This is a genomic window from Tessaracoccus sp. O5.2 (assembly GCF_964266725.1).
GTDB classification, from domain to species: Bacteria; Actinomycetota; Actinomycetes; order Propionibacteriales; family Propionibacteriaceae; genus Arachnia; species Arachnia lapidicapta.
On sequence record NZ_CAXWGV010000001.1, the window covers coordinates 89,826 to 109,698 of the forward strand.

The window sequence follows — 19,873 nt, forward strand, 5'->3', positions numbered from 1 at the left end:
AGCCTACGCGGCCGGGCTGCGCGGGCTCAGCCCTTCAGCCAGGAGCGGATCGTCCGCACCCGCTGCTCGACCTCGGCCTGCGACGCCTGGGCGAGCTTCGGCCCGCCGCACTCGCGGCGCAGATCGGCGTGCACATGGCTGTGCGGCACGCCCTTGATCCCCGCGTACTGCGACACCAGCGAGTTGAGTTCCTTCCGCTTCGACGCGAGGGCCCGGTGCAGCGCCACCTCGGGCTCCGCCTTGCGGTCCTGCCGCTCACGGCGCCGCAGCTGGCGTCGTTGCCGGTCCGCGAGCAGGGCGCTCACCTGGCTGGGCTCCAGCAGGCCGGGCAGCCCCAGGTACTCCTCCTCGTCGGCCGACGTGGGCTCGGCGTGCATCCCGAAGGCCTGCGCGTCGAACAGGACGTGGTCGAACGTGGCGGACGACTCCAGGGCCTCGAACTGGCCGAGGAGGTCGTCGGAGGCCTTCTCGCCCTGGTTGGCCTGCTCGATGAGGGCCTCGGTCTCGGCCCACAGATCCGTCTCGTCGGTCTTCGGCCGGCCGAGGACGTGGTCGCGCTGCTTCTCGATGGTCGCCGCGTGCGCCAGGAGGACCGGCACGGTGGGGAGGAATACCGTCGCGACCTCGCCCCGGCGACGGCTGCGCACGAAACGGCCCACAGCCTGGGCGAAGAACAGCGGCGTCGAGGTCGCCGTCGCGTAGACCCCGACGGACAGCCGCGGCACGTCGACGCCCTCGGACACCATTCGCACCGCCACCATCCACCGTTCCTGCGAGGCGGAGAAGCCGTCGATCTTCTCCGTGGCCTTGGCGTCGTCGGACAGGACCACGCACGGCTTGGTACCCGTCAGGTCGTGCAGCACGCGTGCGTAGGCGCGGGCGGTGGTCTGGTTGGTCGCGATGACCAAACCACCCGCGTCGGGGATGTGCCGGCGGACCTCGGTCAGCCGCGTGTCCGCCGCCCGCAGGACCGCGGGGATCCACTCGCCCGTGGGCGCCAGCGCCGTCCGCCAGGCGTGCGCGGTGAGGTCCTTGGTCATGGGCACACCGAGGTCCGCGGCCAGCTCGTCGCCCGCCTTGGTGCGCCAGCGCATCTGCCCGCCGTAGTTCATGAACAGGACCGGCCGCACGACGTGGTCGGCCAGCGCCTCGCGGTACCCGTACGTGTAGTCGGCCCGCGACTGTGTCACACCGGGCGCGATCTCGTCGTAGGCGACGAAGGGGATCGGATGCTCGTCCGATCGGAACGGCGTACCGGTGAGCGCCAGCCGGCGGGTGGCGTGCGTGAACGCGAACGTGATCGCCTCGCCCCAGCTGCGCGAGTCCCCGGCGTGGTGGATCTCGTCGAAGATCACCAGCGTCTCCTTGGAGTGACACAGCGCCTCGTAGACGTAGGACCGCGCCGCGACGCCGGCGTACGTCACCGCGGACCCGTGGTACTCCTTGGCCCGGCCACGCCGCGACGACCCGCCCAGGCCGGGGTCCAGCTGAATGCCGACGCGCGCCGCCGCGTCCGCCCACTGAACCTTGAGGTGTTCGGTGGGGGTGACGACGACGATGCGCCGCACAGCGCGAGACGCCAGCAGGGTCGTCGCGACGCGTAGAGCGAAGGTTGTCTTGCCGGCACCGGGCGTGGCGACACACAGGAAGTCGCGCGGCTGGTCACGTTCGTACTGGTCGAGCGCCGCCGCCTGCCAGGCGCGCAGCGACGACGCCGTGCCCCACGCCGCGCGTTGCGGGAAGGCGGGGGAGAGGTGGTCCAGCGCGGAGGAAGACATACGGTCGGTGACTCTAGCCAACGGTCGCCGCGACGCCCAAGCCCCGACACGCCGTCGGGTCAGCCGGCGCGGAGGTCCTCGTACGCGGCCAGCGCCCGCGCCCTGCCGGCGGCCAGCTCGACGACGGGGGCGGGCCGCGGACTGTGCTCCACCCGCCAGGAGCGGGGCGCGGCGGCCGCGAACCGGCGCGCACCGTCGGCCGCAGCATCCAGCCAGGACCGGCGGTAGGCGCCGCGCGCGTCGAACTTCGCGGCCTGCGTGTCGGGGTTGAAGATGCGGAAGTAGGGCGACGCGTCGGGTCCGCAGCCGGCCACCCACTGCCAGTTCATGGCGTTGGATGCGGGGTCCCAGTCGGTGAGGGTGCGCTCGAACCACGCCAGGCCGACCCGCCAGTCGGTGAGGAGGTGCTTGGTGAGGTAGCTGGCGGTGATCATGCGGACCCGGTTGTGCATGCGCCCGGTCGCGAACAGTTCCCGCATGCCGGCGTCGACGATGTCGACCCCCGTCTCGCCGCGACGCCACAGCTCCGCGACGGGCCCGCCTCCGTCCCACGCGAACCGCTCCCACTCGGGCCGCCAGCAGCGGACGCCGAGGCCGGGCGACTCGTGCAGCAGGTCGCGGGCGAACTCGCGCCAGGCCAGCTCGGACAGGAACGTCTCCACACCGGGGGCGCCGGCTCGGTCGCGGGCCACGATCCGGGAGCCCGCAGCGCCGGGGCCGGCAGCGGGGACGCAACCGGCACCTGCCGGAGCGCCTTGAAGAACGGGGAGTAGACCTTGAAGGTCCCGCCGGCGCCGGTGCGCACCGAGCCGCGCGGCACGAGGTCCGCCGTCGGGTGCAGGTGCAGCGCCGCGCCGGCCGCGGCGACCGCCTCGGGCAGGCCGTCGTCGTCGGCGAACGGGAAGCCCACGGTGGTGTGGACCGCTGAGGCGCCGGTCTCCGCGACGACCGCGGCGAGCACGTCGCGCGGGTCCCCGCGGCGGACGGTCAGGCGGCTGCCCCGGGCCCGCAGTTCGTCGTCGAGGGGGCGCAGGCTGAGCGCCTGTCGCTCCGCGGACGCCGGATGCGCCGCGGCCTCCTCCGGGTCCAGGACGACCAGCGGGATGACGGCGCCGTCGGCGGCGGCCGCGACGAGAGCCGGATGGTCGTCCAGCCGCAGCACGCGGCGGAACCAGCAGATCGTCGTCATGCCCGCACCTTCCGGCCTGGGCGCCGTGGGCGGGAGGCCCGGCGCCGGTCCACCTGAGTCTAGGGGCGCCTCACGACAGGCGCCGCAGCTGGCCGAGGTCCCGCGGGGCCAGCTCGGCCACGAGCGCGAGGTACAGCTCGGCGCAGCCGAGGGCGTCGATCATCGCGTCGTGCCCCCGGTAACTGGGCAGCCCCGCCCGCGCCCGCAACCGCCACAGGCGCAGCGCGTCGCGGGGGAGGTCCTCGTCGAACCCGAGGGCCCGGTGGCCCAACGTCAGGGTGTCGACGGCGGGCAGGTCGATGCGCACGCCATGGACCCGCCGGACCGCCTCCGTGAGGAAGCCCACCTCGACGGCGGCATGATGTGCGAGCAGGACCCTGCCGGCCAGCCGGTCGAACAGCCGGTCCAGGGCCTCCGGTAGTGGGACGCCGGCTGCCAGGTCGTCGTCGGTGATGCGGTGGATGGTGGCGGACTGGCCGACCTCGCTGCCCGGGTCGACCACCAGGGCCGTGGCGGTCCCGAGTGGGATGCCGAGCCCGTCGACGTCGACCATGCCGACCTCCAGGATGTGGTCGGTCTCCGGCGACAGCCCCGTGGTCTCGAGGTCGACCGCCAGCAGCGGAAGCTCCCGGACCGGCGTGCCGCGGGGCGGCGGGGCGGCCGCGAGGAACCGCCTGAGGCCGCCGTCCGGGACCCGGTGGGCCAGGCGCGGGTTGGTGGGGCGCCACCAGCTCATGAGATGAACTGCGTCTGGAAGGTGACCGTCAGGGCGGTCTGGGCCTTCGCGACGATGGTGAAGGCGTCGCGCAGGTGTCGCCGCTCGAACTCCGACAGCTCGTCGGGCGCGATGAAGTTGTCCGGCTCCGCTCCCGACGCGACGAGCCGCCCCTGGTGTTGCAGCCGGGTGTAGCCGAGGAACTCGTGCGCGTCGAGGAGGTTGGCCACGTCCACCCCGTGCTGACCCACCGCCAGCAGGCGCGCCCGGGTGGAGATCTGCGGGAGGCCGCGGTGCAGGGCGTGGACGCGGGCGATGTCGACGATGGGGTTGATGCCGCCCAGTTTGATGTCGAGTCGGTCCCGGTGGCGTCCCTTCTTCTCCACGACGAACCCGCGGAGGAATCCGATGGGCACCTCGGTGTCGTTGACGTGGCGGGCCAGGTGGCCGAGGAAGCGGCTGGACGAGGGGGTGGCCGCCAGGACGCGGCGCTGGAGGGCGTCGGCGAGCGAGCGGTCGCCGTACACGGGCCGCATGTCGAAGAAGATCGACGAGTTCAGCACGGCCTCCGACGTCGGCGCCGCCAGCCAGTCGGCGAATTCGCGCAGCCACCCGGCCAGGGGGCGCCGCCAGCGCGGCGTCGTCGCCATGGCCCCACCCTTGCAGCGGGGGAAGCCGCATACGGCCAGCGCCGTCGTGACGTACTCGGCCAGCTCCGCGAAGTATGGCTCGTGGTCCGGGCGGGCGTCGTCGTGCAGGATCATCGCGTGGTCCTGGTCCGAGCCCAGCGCCTGCTCCTGCCGGGCCAGCGATCCGAGCGCGACCCAGCAGTACGGCACGGGCGGCGGACCGAGGCGACGCTCGGCGAGGTCCAGGAGGCGCTGCCACAGCGCGTCGGTGGTGCGGCTGACGATGCGCGTGATGTCTTCTGCGGTCGCGTCCTGGCGCAGGAGCCGGTCCACCAGACGCGGCACGCGGCCCATGACGTGCGCCAGCCCCGCGACATCGGACTGCCGCGCCAGGTCGCCGACGATGTACAGCGGGCTCGACCGTTCCAGCCGCATCAGGTCCCCGGAGGTGACCATGCCGACCACCCGGTCGCCGGCCATGACCGGCAGGTGGTGGATGCGGTGCTCGACGAGGCTCAGCAGCACGTCCAGGGCCAGCGCGTCATCGCCGATCGTGAACGGCTCGTGCGACATCACCTCGGTGAGCGGCGTGCTGGGCGGGACCGCCCGCGCCACCACCCTGCGCAGGTCGCGGTCGGTGAGGATGCCGGCGAGCCGGTCGCCGTCGAGGACGAGGATGGACGAGACCCTGGCGTCGTCCATGGCCTGGGCGGCCTCCCCGACGGTGGCATCGGTGCGGATGCCGATCGGGTCGCGGGTGACCATGTCGCGGACGGGGACCTGCAGGATCGGCCCGCCCTCCGGCTCGCGGCGCGTCGCGTCGGCCAGCCGCGACTCGGTGAAGTAGCGCCGCACCTCCGGGATGGCGACGAGCTCGCCCACGACGTCGCGGTCGAACGCCCACAGCAGCGTGTCCTCGACGGCGGTGAATGTGAACCGCGACGGACGCTGCTCGATGATCGACGACTGGCCGAAGCAGGCGCCCTCCTCGTCGTGGTCGACGAGCGAGCCCGCGGCGTCGACGATCTCCACGACACCGGACCGCACGACGAACATCGCGGTGGGTTGGTCTCCCGTGGAGAGGATGACGCTGCCGCGCCGGGCGTAGCGGCCGACGGCGAGGCGGGCGTAGTGCGCGACCCGGCCCGGCGGGAGCAGCGACCAGGGCTCGCGGGCCGCCAGGAACTGGGTCACCTCGGCCAACTCGGACACGGCTGATCTCCTTCGATCGGTCGGTGGTCGAGAGCCTACCGCCGCACGGGTCGGCGGTGGCGCCGGAAGGGTGGGGGTGGGTGCGCGACGGTTTCCTACAAGTAGTAGTATCAAAGCATTCGTTGGCGACATCGCGGTGGCCGGCTCCCCGAGGGAACCGTCTACCGGGGTGATCGGTCCGCGGTGCCACCCGTGCAGGTACATCAGTCCCATCACCAGGAGCACCATGACGGCCTCGGCCACCCTCGACGCCCCCACCACCCCCAGCGACCCGTGGAGCGGTTTCCGCCCCGGTCCCTGGCAGCACGCGATCGACGTCAGGGACTTCATCCTCACCAACTTCACGCCGTACACCGGTGACGCGTCGTTCCTGTCCGGGCCGACGGCCAAGACGCTGAGCGTCTGGGAGACCCTCCAGCGCGACTACCTGAGCGTCGAGCGCGCCCGCCGCGTCTACGACGTCGAGACCAGCATCCCGGGCGACATCGACGCCTTCCCCGCCGGCTACATCTGCTCCGACGACGACGTGATCGTCGGCCTGCAGACGGACACGCCCCTCAAGCGGCCCATGATGCCCGCGGGTGGCTGGCGCATGGTTGAGACGGCCATCCGTGAGGCGGGCCTCGAGCCGGACGAGCGGGTCAAGGAGATCTTCACCCGCTACCGCAAGACCCACAACGAAGCGGTCTTCGACATCTACACCCCGCGGATCCGCGCGGCCCGCAGCGCCCACCTCATCACGGGCCTGCCAGACGCCTACGGCCGTGGCCGGATCATCGGCGACTACCGCCGCGTCGCGCTCTACGGCGTCGACCGCCTCATCGAGGCCAAGCGCGCCGACATGGACGCCATCGCGGACCAGCCGTTCTCCGAGAACTGGGCCCGGTACCGCGAGGAGCACGCCGAGCAGATCAAGGCGCTGATCAAGCTCAAGAACCTCGGCGCCAGCTACGGCTTCGACCTCGCGCGCCCGGCGGCGACCTTCGTCGAGGCCGTGCAGTGGACCTACTTCGCCTACCTGGGGTCCGTCAAGAGCCAGGACGGCGCCGCCATGAGCATCGGCCGGCTGTCCGGCTTCTTCGACGTGTACGCCGAGCGCGACCTCGCCGCCGGCACCCTGACCGAGGAGGCCGCGCAGGAGGTCATCGACGCGCTCGTGACCAAGCTGCGCATCGTCCGCTTCCTCCGCACGAAGGACTACGACCAGATCTTCTCCGGCGACCCGTACTGGGCCACCTGGTCCGACGGCGGCTTCGCCGACGACGGCCGCACGCTCGTGACGAAGACGTCGTTCCGTCTGCTGCAGACGCTGCGCAACCTGGGCCCAGCGCCCGAGCCCAACATCACGATCTACTGGGACGCCGCGCTGCCGCAGGGATACAAGGACTTCTGCTCGCTGATCTCGATCGAGACCAGCGCGCTGCAGTACGAGTCGGACTCCGAGATCCGCTGCCACTGGGGCGACGACACCGCCATCGCCTGCTGCGTCTCGCCCATGGCAGTCGGCAAGCAGATGCAGTTCTTCGGCGCCCGGCTCAACGCGGCCAAGGCCCTCCTGTACGCCATCAACGGCGGCCGCGACGAGATGACCGGCAAGCAGGTCGTCGACGGCTACGCGCCGCTCGACGGCGACGGCCCGCTCGACTTCGACACCGTCTGGGCGAAGTACGACGCGATGCTGACCTGGGCCGTCGAGACCTACGTCGAGGCCCTCAATATCATCCACTACTCGCACGACAAGTACGCGTACGAGGCCATCGAGATGGCGCTGCACGACGACGAGATCATCCGCACGCTCGGCTGCGGCATCGCCGGCCTGTCGATCGTCGCCGACTCGTTGGCGGCCATCCGCTACGCCACGGTCACCCCGGTGCGCGACGAATCCGGGCTCGTGGTCGACTACATCACGGAGGGCGACTTCCCGAAGTACGGCAACGACGACGACCGCGCCGACGAGCTCGCCCAGCTGGTCGTCGCCACCGTCATGGACAAGATCCGCCGGATCAAGCTGTACCGCGACGCCGTCCCCACGCAGTCCGTGCTGACCATCACATCGAACGTCGTGTACGGCAAGGCGACCGGCGCGTTTCCCTGCGGACACCAGGCCGGGACGCCGTTCGCCCCCGGCGCGAACCCGCGCAACGGGGCCGACACGCACGGCATGCTCGCGTCCATGATGAGCGTCGGCAAGCTGTCCTACGACGACGCGCTCGACGGCATCTCGCTCACCAACACCATCACCCCGCCGGCGCTCGGCCGCACGGAGGAGGAGCGCGTGCGCAACCTGGTGGGCATCCTTGACGCCGGCATGGGGGAGGGGCTCTACCACGCCAACATCAACGTGCTGAACCGCGAGACGCTCCTCGACGCCATGGAGAACCCGGAGAACTACCCGCAGCTGACCATCCGCGTGTCGGGCTACGCGGTGAACTTCGTCCGGCTCACCCGCGAGCAGCAGCTCGACGTCCTGTCGCGGACGTTCCACGAGGCGCTCTGAGCCCGGTGTCGGTGCTGGCGACGACTGAGGCCCCGGCCGGGCAGCCGGCCGCGGGCCGTGCGTCGTCGATGCTGGGCGGTATCCCGACGGCGGAACATCTGGACCGCTCCGCGCTGCTCGCCGCGCAGCGCGCCGGCGAGGTGGGGTCGGTGCACTCCTGGGAGCTGGTGACCGCCGTCGACGGTCCGGGCACCCGGATGACCACCTTCCTCGCCGGTTGCCCGCTGCGCTGCCTCTACTGCCACAACCCGGACACCATGAGCGCCGCCCGGGGCGTCCCAGTGCTGGCCGACGACCTGCTCGCACGGATCCGGCGCTACCGGGGCGTGTTCCGCGCCACCGGCGGTGGCATCACCCTGTCGGGCGGTGAGGTGCTCCAGCAGCCTGCGTTCGCCGCGCGGATCCTGCGGGGGGCGCGGGAGTTGGGGGTGCACACCGCCATCGACACCTCGGGCTTCCTCGGCTGGCAGGCTTCGGACGAGCTGCTGGCCGACGTCGACCTCGTGCTGCTGGACATCAAGGCCGGCGACGACGACACCGCCCGCCGCGTCACCGGGCGCCACCTCGCCCCGACGCTCGAGTTCGCCCGCCGCCTGGAGACGTTGGGCATCGAGACGTGGGTGCGGTTCGTCCTGGTCCCCGGGCTGACCGACGATGACGCGACGGTGTCGCGGGTGGCGGACCACGCGGCGTCGCTGCGCCAGGTGACCCGGGTGGAGGTGCTGCCGTTCCACCAGATGGGGCGGGAGAAGTGGGACGAGATCGGGCTGCCGTACGCGCTGACCGACACCCCGCCCCCGACGCCCTCCCAGGTCGACGCCGCCCGCGACGTGTTCCGCGCCCGCGGTCTCACCGTCTTCTGAGTCAAGCCCGTCCCTGACCAGCGCCGCCTCCCGAGCCTGCCGCCTCCCGAGCCCGCCGCCCTTCCGCCGCCCACCCGGCACGACACGCCGTCGAACTGTGACCCCGACGTCGGCTGGGGACTCGGGACAGGAGTCGGGCTGCTATTCGTGCTGTCGCCCTGCGTCGGGCCACCCCCGATTTGGTCACCCGGGGCAGCCATGCCAGAATGGTCAGGTTGCTCCGCTAGGGGTGGGTGTCTTCCATGTCGCCGGCCCCGAGAGTGTGATCGAGCTCAACCCGGCTGGTCTGGGTCCGCCTCTCAGGTGGGACCCTCGGATCGGCTCGCGGGTAACAGCGCGACACTCCCGACCTCGGGGGCTGGAGTGACAAGGGGTTTCACCCCCAGGAACTTGAAATTTCCAAAGGGCTAGAGAAGAAGGAACGACTGTGGCTGGACAAAAGATCCGCATCAGGCTGCGGGCGTATGACCACGAGGTCATCGACAGCTCGGCGCGCAAGATCGTCGACACCGTGACCCGCACGGGTGCGAAGGTGGCCGGCCCGGTGCCGCTGCCGACCGAGAAGAACGTGTACTGCGTCATCCGTTCGCCCCACAAGTACAAGGACAGCCGCGAGCACTTCGAGATGCGTACGCACAAGCGGCTGATCGACATTCTGGATCCGACGCCGAAGACGGTCGACTCGCTCATGCGGCTCGATCTTCCCGCCGGTGTCGACATCGAGATCAAGCTTCCGTGAGGTCTGTAGAGATGAGTGAACGAATCGTGAAGGGCATCCTGGGCACCAAGCTCGGCATGACCCAGCTCTGGGACGAGAACAACAAGGTCGTCCCCGTGACCGTGATCCAGGCCGGCCCGTGCGTCGTGACCCAGGTCCGCACCCCCGAGACCGACGGCTACTCCGCCGTGCAGCTCGGCTTCGGCGCCGTCAAGGCGAAGAAGGTCACCAAGCCGGAGGCCGGGCACTTCGCCAAGGCCGACGTCACCCCCCGCAAGCACCTCGTCGAGCTGCGCACCGCCGACGCCGCCGAGTTCACCCTCGGGCAGGAGCTGAGCGCCGAGGTCTTCGCCGATGGCGAGATCGTCGACGTGACCGGCACCACCAAGGGCAAGGGCACCGCGGGCGTCATGAAGCGCCACGGCTTCCACGGCCTCAAGGCCTCGCACGGTGTGCACCGCAAGCACCGCGCCCCCGGTTCCATCGGCGGCTGCTCCACCCCCGGCAAGGTCTTCAAGGGCCTCCGCATGGCGGGCCGGATGGGTAACGAGAAGGTCACCGTCCAGAACCTGAAGATTCACGCCGTCGACGCGGAGCGTGGCCTGCTGCTGGTCCGTGGGGCCATCCCGGGCAACAAGGGCTCCCTCGTCGTCGTCCGAAGCGCAGCCAAGAAGGGTGTTGTCTCATGAGCGATCTGACCGTTGACGTCGTCGACGCCAAGGGCAAGAAGGCCGGCAAGGCCGATCTGCCCGCGGAACTGTTCGACGCGCAGACCAACATCCCCCTGATCCACCAGGTCGTCGTGGCGCAGCTCGCGGCCGCCCGTCAGGGCACGCACTCCACCAAGACCCGCGGCGAGGTCCGCGGCGGTGGCATCAAGCCGTGGCGCCAGAAGGGCACCGGCCGCGCCCGTCAGGGTTCGCGTCGCGCCCCGCAGTGGACCGGCGGTGGCGTCGTCCACGGCCCGACCCCGCGTGATTACTCGCAGCGCACCCCCAAGAAGATGATCGCCGCCGCTCTGCGCGGGGCGCTCTCGGACCGGGCCCGCGACGGACACGTGCACGTGATCTCCGAGCTCGTTGCCGGCGAGAAGCCGTCGACCAAGTCGGCCATCGCGGCGCTGACCGCGGTCGCGGGCGACCTGAGCAAGGTGCTCGTCGTGCTCGACCGCTTCGAGGACGTCGCGTGGCTCAGCCTGCGCAACGTTCCGACGGTGCACGCGCTCGCCGTCGACCAGCTCAACACGTACGACGTGCTGGTCAACGACAAGGTGGTCTTCACCTCCGCAGCCCTCGCGGCCTTCGTGGCCGGCCCCGGCCGCGCGTCGGCCACGGCCGTCGCCACCGAGTCTGAGGCCGCCGCCGAGGCGACCGCTACCGAGACCGTCGAGCAGACGGACGAGGCCCCCGCCAAGGCCCCCAAGGCCAAGGCCGCCAAGAAGACTGAGGAGACGGACAAGTGACGCAAGCGCTGAAGATCCGCGACCACCGCGACATCATCCTGCGCCCGGTGGTGAGCGAGAAGAGCTACAACCTTCTCGATGACGGCAAGTACACCTTCGTCGTCGCCCCGCACGCGAACAAGACCGAGATCAAGATCGCCATCGAGACGATCTTCGACGTCAAGGTCACCTCCGTGAACACCCTCAACCGTCCGGGCAAGCGTCGCCGCACCCGGTACGGCTACGGCAAGACCGTCGCCACCAAGCGCGCGATCGTGACCGTCGCAGAGGGCCAGCGCATCGACATCTTCGGAGGCCCGGTCGACTGACCGGCGAGCCGCTGAGAGAAGGAACGAACACTCATGGGTATCCGTAAGTACAAGCCGACCACGCCGGGCCGCCGCGGCTCCAGCGTGTCCGACTTCGTTGAACTCACGCGCTCGACGCCGGAGAAGTCCCTGCTCGCGCCCAAGCCGAAGACGGGTGGCCGGAACAACACCGGCCGCATCACCACCCGCCACATCGGCGGCGGTCACAAGCAGGCGTACCGCATCATCGACTTCAAGCGCTACGACAAGGACGGCGTGCCGGCCAAGGTCGCTCACATCGAGTACGACCCCAACCGCACCGCCCGCATCGCGCTGCTGCACTACTTCGACGGCGAGAAGCGCTACATCATCGCCCCCAACGGCCTGGCGCAGGGCACCGTGGTGTCCTCGGGTGAGGGCTCGGACATCAAGCCGGGCAACAACCTCGAGCTGCGTCAGATCCCCGTCGGCACCACCGTGCACGCGGTGGAGCTGCGGCCCGGTGGCGGCGCCAAGCTCGGCCGCTCGGCCGGCGCGGCGATCCAGCTCGTCGCCCGCGAGGGCAAGTACGCCACCCTGCGCATGCCCTCGGGCGAAATGCGCATGGTCGACGTGCGGTGCCGCGCGACGATCGGCACCGTCGGCAACGCCGAGCAGTCGAACATCAACTGGGGCAAGGCCGGCCGCAACCGGTGGAAGGGCATCCGCCCGACCGTCCGCGGTGTCGTGATGAACCCCGTCGACCACCCGCACGGTGGTGGCGAGGGCCGCACGTCGGGTGGTCGTCACCCCGTGTCGCCGTGGGGCAAGCCCGAGGGCCGCACCCGCGACAAGAACAAGGCGAGCAACCGCCTGATCGTCCGCCGTCGCAAGACCGGCAAGAAGCGCTGATAGGGAGCCTGAGGAACAATGCCACGCAGCCTGAAGAAGGGCCCCTTCGTCGACGACCACCTGCAGAAGAAGGTGGACGTTCAGAACGAGAAGGGCACCAAGAACGTCATCAAGACCTGGTCGCGCCGCTCGATGATCGTCCCCGACATGCTCGGGCACACGATCGCGGTGCACGACGGCCGCAAGCACGTCCCGGTGTTCGTCACCGAGGCGATGATCGGACACAAGCTGGGCGAGTTCGCTCCCACGCGCACCTTCAAGGGGCACGTGAAGGAAGACAAGAAGGCCCGTCGCCGCTGAGGCGCGAGATAAGGAATTGATTCAACTATGAGCAACGAGAACGGCAACAGCCGTCGTCGCGAGACCCTGCTCGGGGATCGTCCTGGCTCGTACGCCATCGCGCGGCACGTCCGGATGAGCCCGACCAAGGTCCGTCGCGTCGTCGACCTTGTGCGCGGAATGGGCGTCGCTGACGCCCTGGTCGCGCTGAAGTTCGCGCCGCAGGCCGCTTCGGAGCCGGTGTACAAGGTTGTGGCTTCGGCCGTGGCCAACGCCGAGAACACCGAGGCCCTCCGGTCCGACGACCTCTACATCTCCAAGGCGTTCGTCGACGAGGGTGTCACCCTCCGGCGGATCCGCCCTCGCGCCAAGGGATCGGCCAGCCGCATCCTCAAGCGCGGTGCCCACATCACCGTGGTCGTCGAACCCCGCGAGACGAAGGGAGCCTGACATGGGCCAGAAGATCAACCCGAACGGCTTCCGTCTCGGCATCACCACCGACCACAAGACCCGTTGGTACAGCGACAAGCAGTACTCGGAGCTCGTCGGTGAGGACGTCAAGATTCGTGAGTACCTCACCAAGACCCTCGAGCGCGCCGGCATCTCGTCGATCGAGATCGAGCGTCGCTCCGAGCGCGTGACCATCTTCCTGCACGCGGCGCGTCCGGGCATCGTCATCGGCCGCAACGGCGCCGAGGCGGAGCGCGTCCGCTCCGAGCTGGAGAAGCTCACCGGCAAGCAGGTCCAGCTGAACATCCTCGAGGTCAAGAACCCCGAGACCGATGCGCAGCTCGTGGCCCAGGGCATCGCCGAGCAGCTGGGCGCCCGTGTCGCCTTCCGTCGCGCCATGCGCAAGGCCCAGCAGACCGCCATGCGTGCGGGCGCCAAGGGCATCCGCATCAAGTGCTCCGGTCGTCTCGGTGGCGCCGAGATGTCGCGCTCCGAGGGCTACCGCGACGGCCGCGTGCCGCTGCACACCCTCCGCGCCGACATCGACTACGGCTTCTACGAGGCCCGCACCACGTTCGGCCGCATCGGCGTCAAGGTGTGGATCTACAAGGGTGACGTCGCCGGTACCCGTGCGGAGCGCGCGGCCCAGAAGGCCGCCCGCGCGTCGGCTCCGGGTGCTCGCCAGCGTCCCGGTCGTCGTCCCGCCCGCGGCGAGGGCCGCGGTGACCGTCCCGAGCGCGGCGGCCGCCGTCGCGCCGACGCAGCCCAGGTCGAGGCCCCGGCTGCGCCCGCAACTGAGAACGCAGGAGCCTGAGCATGCTGATTCCTCGTCGAGTGAAGTTCCGTAAGCAGCACCACCCCGGTCGGGATGGCGCGGCCAAGGGCGGCACCAAGCTGGCCTTCGGCGACTACGGCATTCAGGCGCTCGAGTCCTCGTACATGACCAACCGTCAGATCGAGGCCGCTCGTATCGCCATGACCCGTCACATCAAGCGTGGCGGCAAGGTGTGGATCAACATCTACCCCGACCGTCCGCTCACCAAGAAGCCGGCCGAAACCCGCATGGGTTCCGGTAAGGGTTCCCCCGAGTGGTGGATCGCCAACATCAAGCCCGGCCGCGTGCTGTTCGAGCTCTCCGGTGTCCCGGAGGACGTGGCTCGTGAGGCGATGCGTCTGGCCATCCACAAGCTGCCCTTCAAGGCACGCTTCATCAAGCGCGAAGCAGGTGAAAACTGATGAGTAAGACTCTCACCGCACATGACCTGCGTGGTCTGTCGCGTGACCAGCTCAACGCCAAGGTCGTTGAGCTGAAGGAGGAGCTGTTCGGTCTTCGTTTCCAGGCTGCCACCGGCCAGCTGGAGTCGAGCGCCCGGCTGCGCAACGTCCGCAAGGACATCGCGCGGATCTACACCGTGCTGCAGGAGCGTAACCTCGGCATCGTCGACGAGCCGGTTGTTGAGGAGAAGTGACCATGAGCGAAGACACCACCATCCAGCGCAGCGCCCGCAAGGTGCTGCAGGGCGTCGTCGTGTCCGACAAGATGGACAAGACGATCGTCGTCCTCGTGGAGGACCGCGTGAAGCACCCGCTGTACGGCAAGGTCATGACCAAGTCGTCGCGGCTCAAGGCGCATGACGAGAACAACGACGCCGGCATCGGCGACCGCGTTCGTGTCATGGAGACCCGCCCGCTGTCGGCGCAGAAGCGCTGGCGCCTCATCGAGATCGTCGAGCGCGCCAAGTAATCTGCGCGACCGCCGACACCTGACTGCGGCCCGTTCCCCCTGGGGAGCGGGCCGCAGTCGTTGTGTGTGGGTATCCCTCAGGCCCCGGTCGACGGCAATCCGGGCGTGGTCTGGGAGATCCGGACCGACGCCGTCGGCCGGGAGCTAGGGGCGGGTGAGACCGCGGTGGGGGTCGGGGTCGGCGCGGGCGACTGGGCAGACTCCGGAGTCGGCGTGGCCTCTCCCGACGGCGTCGGCTCGGGCGTGGGCTCGAGCGTCGGAACCGGCGACGGCGTTGGCTCGTCCGGCGGTGTCGGCTCGGGCGTCGGACTGGGCGACGGCGTGGCCTCAGGGGAGGGCGCGGCCTCGTGGGAGGGCGACGGCTCCGGTGCGTGGACCAGCACAGTCTGGGAAGGGTGGCCGGGCTCGTGGGTCAGGATCACCGGCGGGCGGCTGTCGTGGCTGATGCTGACCACCGCGTCTGCGGTGTAGCAGCCCGGGAGCGTCGTGGCCGCCGCGGCAAGCCCCTCGGCCACGAGCGCGTCGGCGGTCCGGCCCCCGGTGAGATCCAGATCGGCGTAGCGGGCCGCGACCGGCGCACGGGACCAGTCCAGCCCGTCGCACCTCGACTCCGCGGAGCCGCCGCGCGGCGCGAGGGGCCCGAGCAGCCTGCCCTGGGCGACGATCGAGAGCCGGCCCCCGTCGGGCACCTCCAGCCCTGGGACACCGGTGACACGCAGGGAGTCGGACAGCACGGCCCCCACGACGGCGGTTGTGGCACTCAGGTGCGTGCTGACCGACGGAGCCAGCGCCAGGCTCGTCTCCGCGAGTTGCGGCCACTCCGGAGGCGGCGGAGGGGCCACGAACCGGGCCTCCTCCAGGGTCTCGACCCACGTGTAGTAGCCGGGGCCCGGATAGGTGAGCTCGTCATCAGTGGACACCTCGGCGCTGCCGTGGGCGTCATACCGACCGCGGAACGCGGCACGGCCGACGACGGGGGCGTCCTCGGCAGATGCCGCGCTGAGAGCGTCGAGAGTCGCGAATGGCCCGTACAGCGTGCTGTGCCCGCGGAACTCGGCCCCCGGCCGGCCCCCGGTCACCGTGATGATGTCGACAGCCGGCTCGCCGGCGAGCGCCAGGGGATCCCGCGTCCGCGTGGTCACGGTGGGGGAGAAGCGCGGCTCGAGGGTGGCGGACACCGTCGCGCTGACCGACACAGGGGCAGGGGCGGCGAGAAGACGTTGGACCGTGGCGGGCGTGGGGACGAACACCCTCGGGCGCGCGCCCGGCAACCCGGCCGCGGTCACGGTGAGGGTCCCGGACGCCGGCGACGCGCCGGGTGCCGCCAGCGTGACCTGGACGCGCAGCGTCCCGTCGGCCTCCGTCGTGCTCCTCCGGCCCCGCACGGACATCGATCCGTCCGCCTGGACGTCTACGGTGACCTCGGGGACCCCGTGTCCCGCCGCGGATCGCACGGTCACCTCGACCTCGCCCGACGGATCCTCGAGAGTGGGCCGACGCAGCCAGGCGAGGTCGATCCGGTAGGGACCGGCGAATCGCCGGGCGTCCGCGTCGAGGGTGGCGAATGCCTGTCGCGCCGCCGGGTGCGCCGCCACGACCGCGGCCCACCGGGCCGCCTCGCGCCGTCGTTGCGGCTCGTCACCGACGGTGCGCAGGCGCACGAAGTGTTCGACGGCAACGCCGGTGTCCGCCCCGGGGGACTCGCCCGTCACGGTCAACGCCCATGCCAGTTCGGCCATGCCCCGTTCGGGAACGGGAGCGCCGCCGCGTCCATGGGGGAGTGCGGACTGGCGAGCCAAGCCCGACTGCCGGATAAGGGGCGCGCCTGAGGGGGCCTCGCGCCACGCGGTGGCCTGCCGGGGCGGTGCCGACATCAGGTCCGCGCAGTACGCCGTTCGTCCGCCCACGTGGTACGCGCCGTACCAGTCCCGGCCGGTGCCGGGCATCACGACGAGGTGGCCGGCCTGCTCCAGCGGCCCGTCCTGCGGGCGCGCCCTGGCCGGTACGGCCCCGGCGAGGACGACGATGAGCCCGGCGAGCGCCAGGGTGAGGGCGAGGAGACGACGCATGATCCAGCTTTCTCGGGTCGACGGTGGGTCTCCTCCACACTGGGCACTCGAGGCCCGCATTCACCGTCGGGATCGGGAGCTGTGGACAACCGCTCCCCGCTGGATGGCGCGCCCGCGCTCAGGAGTCCTTGGGCCAGCTGTCCGGCGTGGGCTGGTCGGTGTCCTCCTCGGCGCGCGAGTGGTCGGTCCAGGAGTCCTGGGGCCGGTAGCCGAGCTCCAGCATGGTGTTGGTGAGATCCCACCGCCGGTTCGGGTTGTCGGAGACGGCGTAGTAGAGCCCGAAGCGTGCCTCCGCCTCGATGGCACAGCGCACGACCTGGACGGTGTCGTCCTCGCTCAACCACATGGCGCGCAGCAGGTCCAGGTCCGTGTCGTGCGTGTCCTTGGTGCTCCACCCGATGCGCAGGGCGATGAAGTCGATCCCGTGCTCGTCGTGGTAGAAGCGCCCCAGGGCCTCGCCGAACACCTTCGACACGCCGTACAGGGAGTCCGGCCGCGGCAGCATGTGCGGGTAGACCGGCCACTGCTCGTCCCGGTCGTACTGCCCATCGCGTGGTTGGAGGACGCGAAGACGAAGCGACGTACCCCGGCCTCGCGGGCGGCCTCCAGCGCGTTGCGCATGCCGATGATGTTGGCGCTCAGGACGTCGTCCCAGCTCGACTCCGGCGACGCGGAGCCGGCCATGTGGACCACCGTGTCGACGCCCTGCATGAGCGCGAGCGTGTCGGCGTAATCGGTGAGGTCCGCGATGCGGATGCCGGAGGGGTCGTCCTCGTCAGGATGGCGGCCTTGGAGCACGAGGTCGTAGTCGTCGTGGAGCCGACGGGCGAGCAGCGCGCCGATGCCGCCGGTGGCCCCGGTGATGAGGATCTTTCGCCTAGTCATTGTCCCATCCTGCCAGCGGCGCCGCGCCACGATGCGGGGATCGTGGCATCGCTGCGGTAGACTGCCCAGCAGTGCTCGGCCTGTTCTGCACCGAGTCCCTCGATTTTTCATCGCCCCGATGCCATCGCGCTGCGGAGTCGGACACACCCTCCGCGCCGGGCAGAACCGCTGCATCACCCCCACCTGGGAGTTCTTTCTTCGTGACCACCACATCTTTCGGCACGCTCGGCGTGCCCGCCGACCTGTGCGCCGTTCTGGCCCAGCGCGACATCACCATCCCGACACCCATCCAGGCCGCGACGCTGCCGGACTCGCTGGCGGGCCGTGACGTGCTCGGCCGCGGGCGCACCGGCTCGGGCAAGACCTACGCGTTCCTGCTACCGCTGGTGGCCCGCCTGGCCTCCGCCGGCACGCGTCGCACCCCGAAGCGCCCCCGCGCGCTGATCCTCGCGCCGACCCGCGAGCTCGCCCTGCAGATCGACGAGGCCCTGGCTCCGCTGGCAGCTTCCGCCGGCCTGACGTCGCGCACCGTCTTCGGCGGCGTCAACCAGAAGCAGCAGGTCACCGCCCTCGCGCGCGGCGTCGACGTCGTCGTGGCCTGCCCCGGCCGCCTCGAGGATCTCATCGCCCAGGGCGCAGTGTCCATGGCCGGGGTCGAGGTCACCATCCTGGACGAGGCCGACCACATGGCCGACCTCGGCTTCCTCCCCTCGGTGCGGCGCCTCCTGTCGCAGACCCCGAAGCAGGGCCAGCGCATGCTCTTCTCGGCGACGCTCGACAAGGCGGTCGGCGTCCTCGTCGACCAGTTCATGCACGACCCGGTTGTGCACGAGGCCGACTCGCCCGAGGCGGTCGTCAGCACCATGCACCACCACGTCCTGCACGTCGCCGACGATCGGCACCTCGACGTCCTGATCGACCTCGCCGCCGCGCCGGGTCGCAGCGTCGTGTTCACCCGCACGAAGCACCGGGCCAAGAAGATCGCGCGTCAGCTCAACGCCGCCGGGATCCCGGCCGTCGAGCTGCAGGGCAACATGAGCCAGAACGCGCGGGAGCGCTCGATGGCCGCGTTCCACGCAGGCACCGCCCAGACGCTCGTCGCGACCGACGTCGCCGCCCGCGGCATCCACGTCGACGACGTGGGCCTGGTCATCCACGCCGACCCGCCGGTCGAGCACAAGGCGTACACCCACCGCTCCGGCCGCACGGCCCGCGCCGGCGCCGAGGGCACCGTCGTCACGCTCATGCTCGACGCCCAGCGCAACGACGTCCGCGACCTCACCCGCAAGGCCGGCGTCAGGCCCACCGTCACCCGCGTCGACGAGCGACACCCGGTCCTGCGCGAGATCGCCCCGGGCGAGCGGTCCTTCCCCGGCGGGATCGTCAAGGAGGAGCCGCAGCAGCCCCAGGGCGGCGGCGGTCGTCGGCGCGGGGCCGGCGGCGGTGGCCGCGACCGGTCCGCCGAGCGCGCCCAGCCCTCCCGCGGCAACGCCGCGCGCCCCGCGGCGGACGGCCGTCCCGGGCGCCCCCAGCGGCCGGCCGGAGCCCGCTCCGGAGCACGGGCCGGGGCCGGTCAGGCCTCCAGCGGTGGGGCCGCCGCGTTCTCCGCGGCCACCGGTCGAGGCCGCCGTCGGGGCTGATTTCGTCCCACACGGGCGACGGGCTAGACTTTGGAAGGTTGCCCTGGGTCTGTGCCCTTTCGAGGGGACCTTTCCCGGGTCCGTGTGGCTCCCTCTCTCTCGAGCTGGGAGTTGCCTCCTGGCAAAATCCAGGGGGTTCGTTTCTAGTTTCACAAGGCCTGTCGTGTGCGGGAACCGGTGGGACAAGGAGAAGTAATGATCCAGCAGGAGTCGCGACTGAAGGTCGCCGACAACACTGGTGCGAAGGAAATCCTCTGCATCCGTGTGCTCGGTGGCTCCAAGCGCCGCTACGCCTACCTCGGCGACACCATCGTCGCCACCGTCAAGGACGCGATCCCTGGCGGCAACGTCAAGAAGGGCGACGTGGTCAAGGCCGTCGTCGTCCGCACCGTCAAGGAGCGTCGCCGCGCCGACGGCTCCTACATCAAGTTCGACGAGAATGCCGCCGTCATCCTGAAGAACGACGGGGAGCCCCGCGGCACCCGCATCTTCGGCCCGGTGGCCCGCGAGCTGCGTGAGAAGAAGTTCATGCGCATCGTCTCGCTCGCACCGGAGGTGATCTGAA

21 protein-coding genes and 2 pseudogenes are annotated in these 19,873 nt (G+C 70.7%); 15 read left to right on the top strand and 8 right to left on the bottom strand.

All coding sequences use genetic code 11. From position 1 onward, the window contains the following. Positions 1-26: 26 nt before the first annotated feature. From ACFQPD_RS00430 to ACFQPD_RS00450, 5 genes and pseudogenes are all read right to left on the bottom strand, one after another. The gene (locus tag ACFQPD_RS00430; protein ID WP_385897290.1) at positions 27-1,778 is read right to left on the bottom strand and encodes a DEAD/DEAH box helicase; all 1,752 of its coding nucleotides are present in this window, start codon (positions 1,776-1,778) and stop codon (positions 27-29) included. Between the two features lie 59 nt (positions 1,779-1,837). Continuing rightward, positions 1,838-2,470: an FAD-binding domain-containing protein gene (locus tag ACFQPD_RS00435; RefSeq protein ID WP_385897292.1), complete on the bottom strand. Its 633-nt coding sequence runs from the start codon at positions 2,468-2,470 to the stop codon at positions 1,838-1,840. 32 nt (positions 2,471-2,502) lie between these two features. Beyond that, positions 2,503-2,967, bottom strand: a pseudogene (locus ACFQPD_RS00440) (deoxyribodipyrimidine photo-lyase); the annotation flags it as partial. 70 nt (positions 2,968-3,037) lie between these two features. Next, positions 3,038-3,703 (bottom strand): exonuclease domain-containing protein, encoded by a 666-nt coding sequence (locus ACFQPD_RS00445; RefSeq protein ID WP_385897295.1) that lies wholly within the window; start codon positions 3,701-3,703, stop codon positions 3,038-3,040. Then, positions 3,700-5,523: a DUF294 nucleotidyltransferase-like domain-containing protein gene (locus ACFQPD_RS00450; protein ID WP_385897298.1), complete on the bottom strand. Its 1,824-nt coding sequence runs from the start codon at positions 5,521-5,523 to the stop codon at positions 3,700-3,702. Before ACFQPD_RS00450 ends, ACFQPD_RS00445 begins: the two co-directional genes overlap by 4 nt. A 226-nt stretch (positions 5,524-5,749) precedes the next feature. Here ACFQPD_RS00450 and pflB point away from each other — a divergent pair, with 226 nt between their 5' ends. From pflB to rpsQ, 13 genes are all read left to right on the top strand, one after another. After that, positions 5,750-8,020, top strand: coding sequence for a formate C-acetyltransferase (pflB, locus tag ACFQPD_RS00455; RefSeq protein WP_385897300.1), 2,271 nt, complete (start codon positions 5,750-5,752; stop codon positions 8,018-8,020). Between the two features lie 11 nt (positions 8,021-8,031). Continuing rightward, a complete protein-coding gene (pflA, locus tag ACFQPD_RS00460) occupies positions 8,032-8,883 on the top strand; it encodes a pyruvate formate-lyase-activating protein (protein WP_385897303.1) in 852 nt (283 codons plus the stop codon). A 427-nt stretch (positions 8,884-9,310) separates the two neighbouring features. After that, positions 9,311-9,622 (top strand): 30S ribosomal protein S10, encoded by a 312-nt coding sequence (gene rpsJ / locus ACFQPD_RS00465; RefSeq protein ID WP_040284687.1) that lies wholly within the window; start codon positions 9,311-9,313, stop codon positions 9,620-9,622. 11 nt (positions 9,623-9,633) lie between these two features. Beyond that, positions 9,634-10,290, top strand: coding sequence for a 50S ribosomal protein L3 (rplC, locus tag ACFQPD_RS00470; protein ID WP_068749488.1), 657 nt, complete (start codon positions 9,634-9,636; stop codon positions 10,288-10,290). Then, entirely contained in the window at positions 10,287-11,063 is a 777-nt protein-coding gene (rplD, locus tag ACFQPD_RS00475) for a 50S ribosomal protein L4 (RefSeq protein WP_068749487.1), read from the top strand. The genes rplC and rplD overlap by 4 nt, the downstream gene beginning before the upstream one ends. Continuing rightward, positions 11,060-11,371 (top strand): 50S ribosomal protein L23, encoded by a 312-nt coding sequence (gene rplW / locus ACFQPD_RS00480; RefSeq protein ID WP_197971753.1) that lies wholly within the window; start codon positions 11,060-11,062, stop codon positions 11,369-11,371. Before rplD ends, rplW begins: the two co-directional genes overlap by 4 nt. 33 nt (positions 11,372-11,404) lie before the next feature. Then, positions 11,405-12,241 (top strand): 50S ribosomal protein L2, encoded by an 837-nt coding sequence (gene rplB / locus ACFQPD_RS00485; RefSeq protein ID WP_068749486.1) that lies wholly within the window; start codon positions 11,405-11,407, stop codon positions 12,239-12,241. A gap of 18 nt (positions 12,242-12,259) precedes the next feature. Next, positions 12,260-12,541 carry a 30S ribosomal protein S19 gene (rpsS, locus tag ACFQPD_RS00490; protein WP_068749485.1) on the top strand — a complete coding sequence of 94 codons (282 nt, stop codon included), beginning with the start codon at positions 12,260-12,262 and terminating at the stop codon, positions 12,539-12,541. Between the two features lie 27 nt (positions 12,542-12,568). Further along, on the top strand, positions 12,569-12,970 hold the full coding sequence (gene rplV / locus ACFQPD_RS00495; RefSeq protein ID WP_068749484.1) for a 50S ribosomal protein L22: 402 nt from the start codon (positions 12,569-12,571) through the stop codon (positions 12,968-12,970). A 1-nt stretch (position 12,971) separates the two neighbouring features. Beyond that, entirely contained in the window at positions 12,972-13,784 is an 813-nt protein-coding gene (gene rpsC / locus ACFQPD_RS00500; protein ID WP_068749483.1) for a 30S ribosomal protein S3, read from the top strand. 2 nt (positions 13,785-13,786) lie between these two features. Then, entirely contained in the window at positions 13,787-14,206 is a 420-nt protein-coding gene (rplP, locus tag ACFQPD_RS00505) for a 50S ribosomal protein L16 (RefSeq protein ID WP_068749482.1), read from the top strand. Then, complete coding sequence (gene rpmC, locus ACFQPD_RS00510) at positions 14,206-14,439, top strand: 50S ribosomal protein L29 (RefSeq protein WP_068749481.1); 234 nt, start codon at positions 14,206-14,208, stop codon at positions 14,437-14,439. The genes rplP and rpmC overlap by 1 nt, the downstream gene beginning before the upstream one ends. A 2-nt stretch (positions 14,440-14,441) precedes the next feature. After that, a complete protein-coding gene (gene rpsQ / locus ACFQPD_RS00515; RefSeq protein WP_068749480.1) occupies positions 14,442-14,714 on the top strand; it encodes a 30S ribosomal protein S17 in 273 nt (90 codons plus the stop codon). Positions 14,715-14,791: 77 nt separating this feature from the next. On the opposite strand, the gene ACFQPD_RS00520 is transcribed toward rpsQ, so the two are convergent. From ACFQPD_RS00520 to ACFQPD_RS00530, 3 genes and pseudogenes are all read right to left on the bottom strand, one after another. Then, positions 14,792-16,783, bottom strand: a complete 1,992-nt coding sequence (locus tag ACFQPD_RS00520; protein ID WP_385897308.1) for a hypothetical protein — start codon at positions 16,781-16,783, stop codon at positions 14,792-14,794. A gap of 118 nt (positions 16,784-16,901) precedes the next feature. After that, positions 16,902-17,288 (bottom strand): hypothetical protein, encoded by a 387-nt coding sequence (locus ACFQPD_RS00525; RefSeq protein ID WP_385897630.1) that lies wholly within the window; start codon positions 17,286-17,288, stop codon positions 16,902-16,904. Positions 17,289-17,305: 17 nt separating this feature from the next. Then, positions 17,306-17,881 (bottom strand): annotated as a pseudogene (locus ACFQPD_RS00530) (NAD-dependent epimerase/dehydratase family protein); the annotation flags it as partial. Here ACFQPD_RS00530 and ACFQPD_RS00535 point away from each other — a divergent pair. Beyond that, positions 17,869-19,308, top strand: coding sequence for a DEAD/DEAH box helicase (locus tag ACFQPD_RS00535; RefSeq protein WP_385897310.1), 1,440 nt, complete (start codon positions 17,869-17,871; stop codon positions 19,306-19,308). The pseudogene ACFQPD_RS00530 and the gene ACFQPD_RS00535 overlap by 13 nt on opposite strands. A 195-nt stretch (positions 19,309-19,503) precedes the next feature. Further along, on the top strand, positions 19,504-19,872 hold the full coding sequence (rplN, locus tag ACFQPD_RS00540) for a 50S ribosomal protein L14 (protein ID WP_068749476.1): 369 nt from the start codon (positions 19,504-19,506) through the stop codon (positions 19,870-19,872). Position 19,873: the final 1 nt, after the last annotated feature.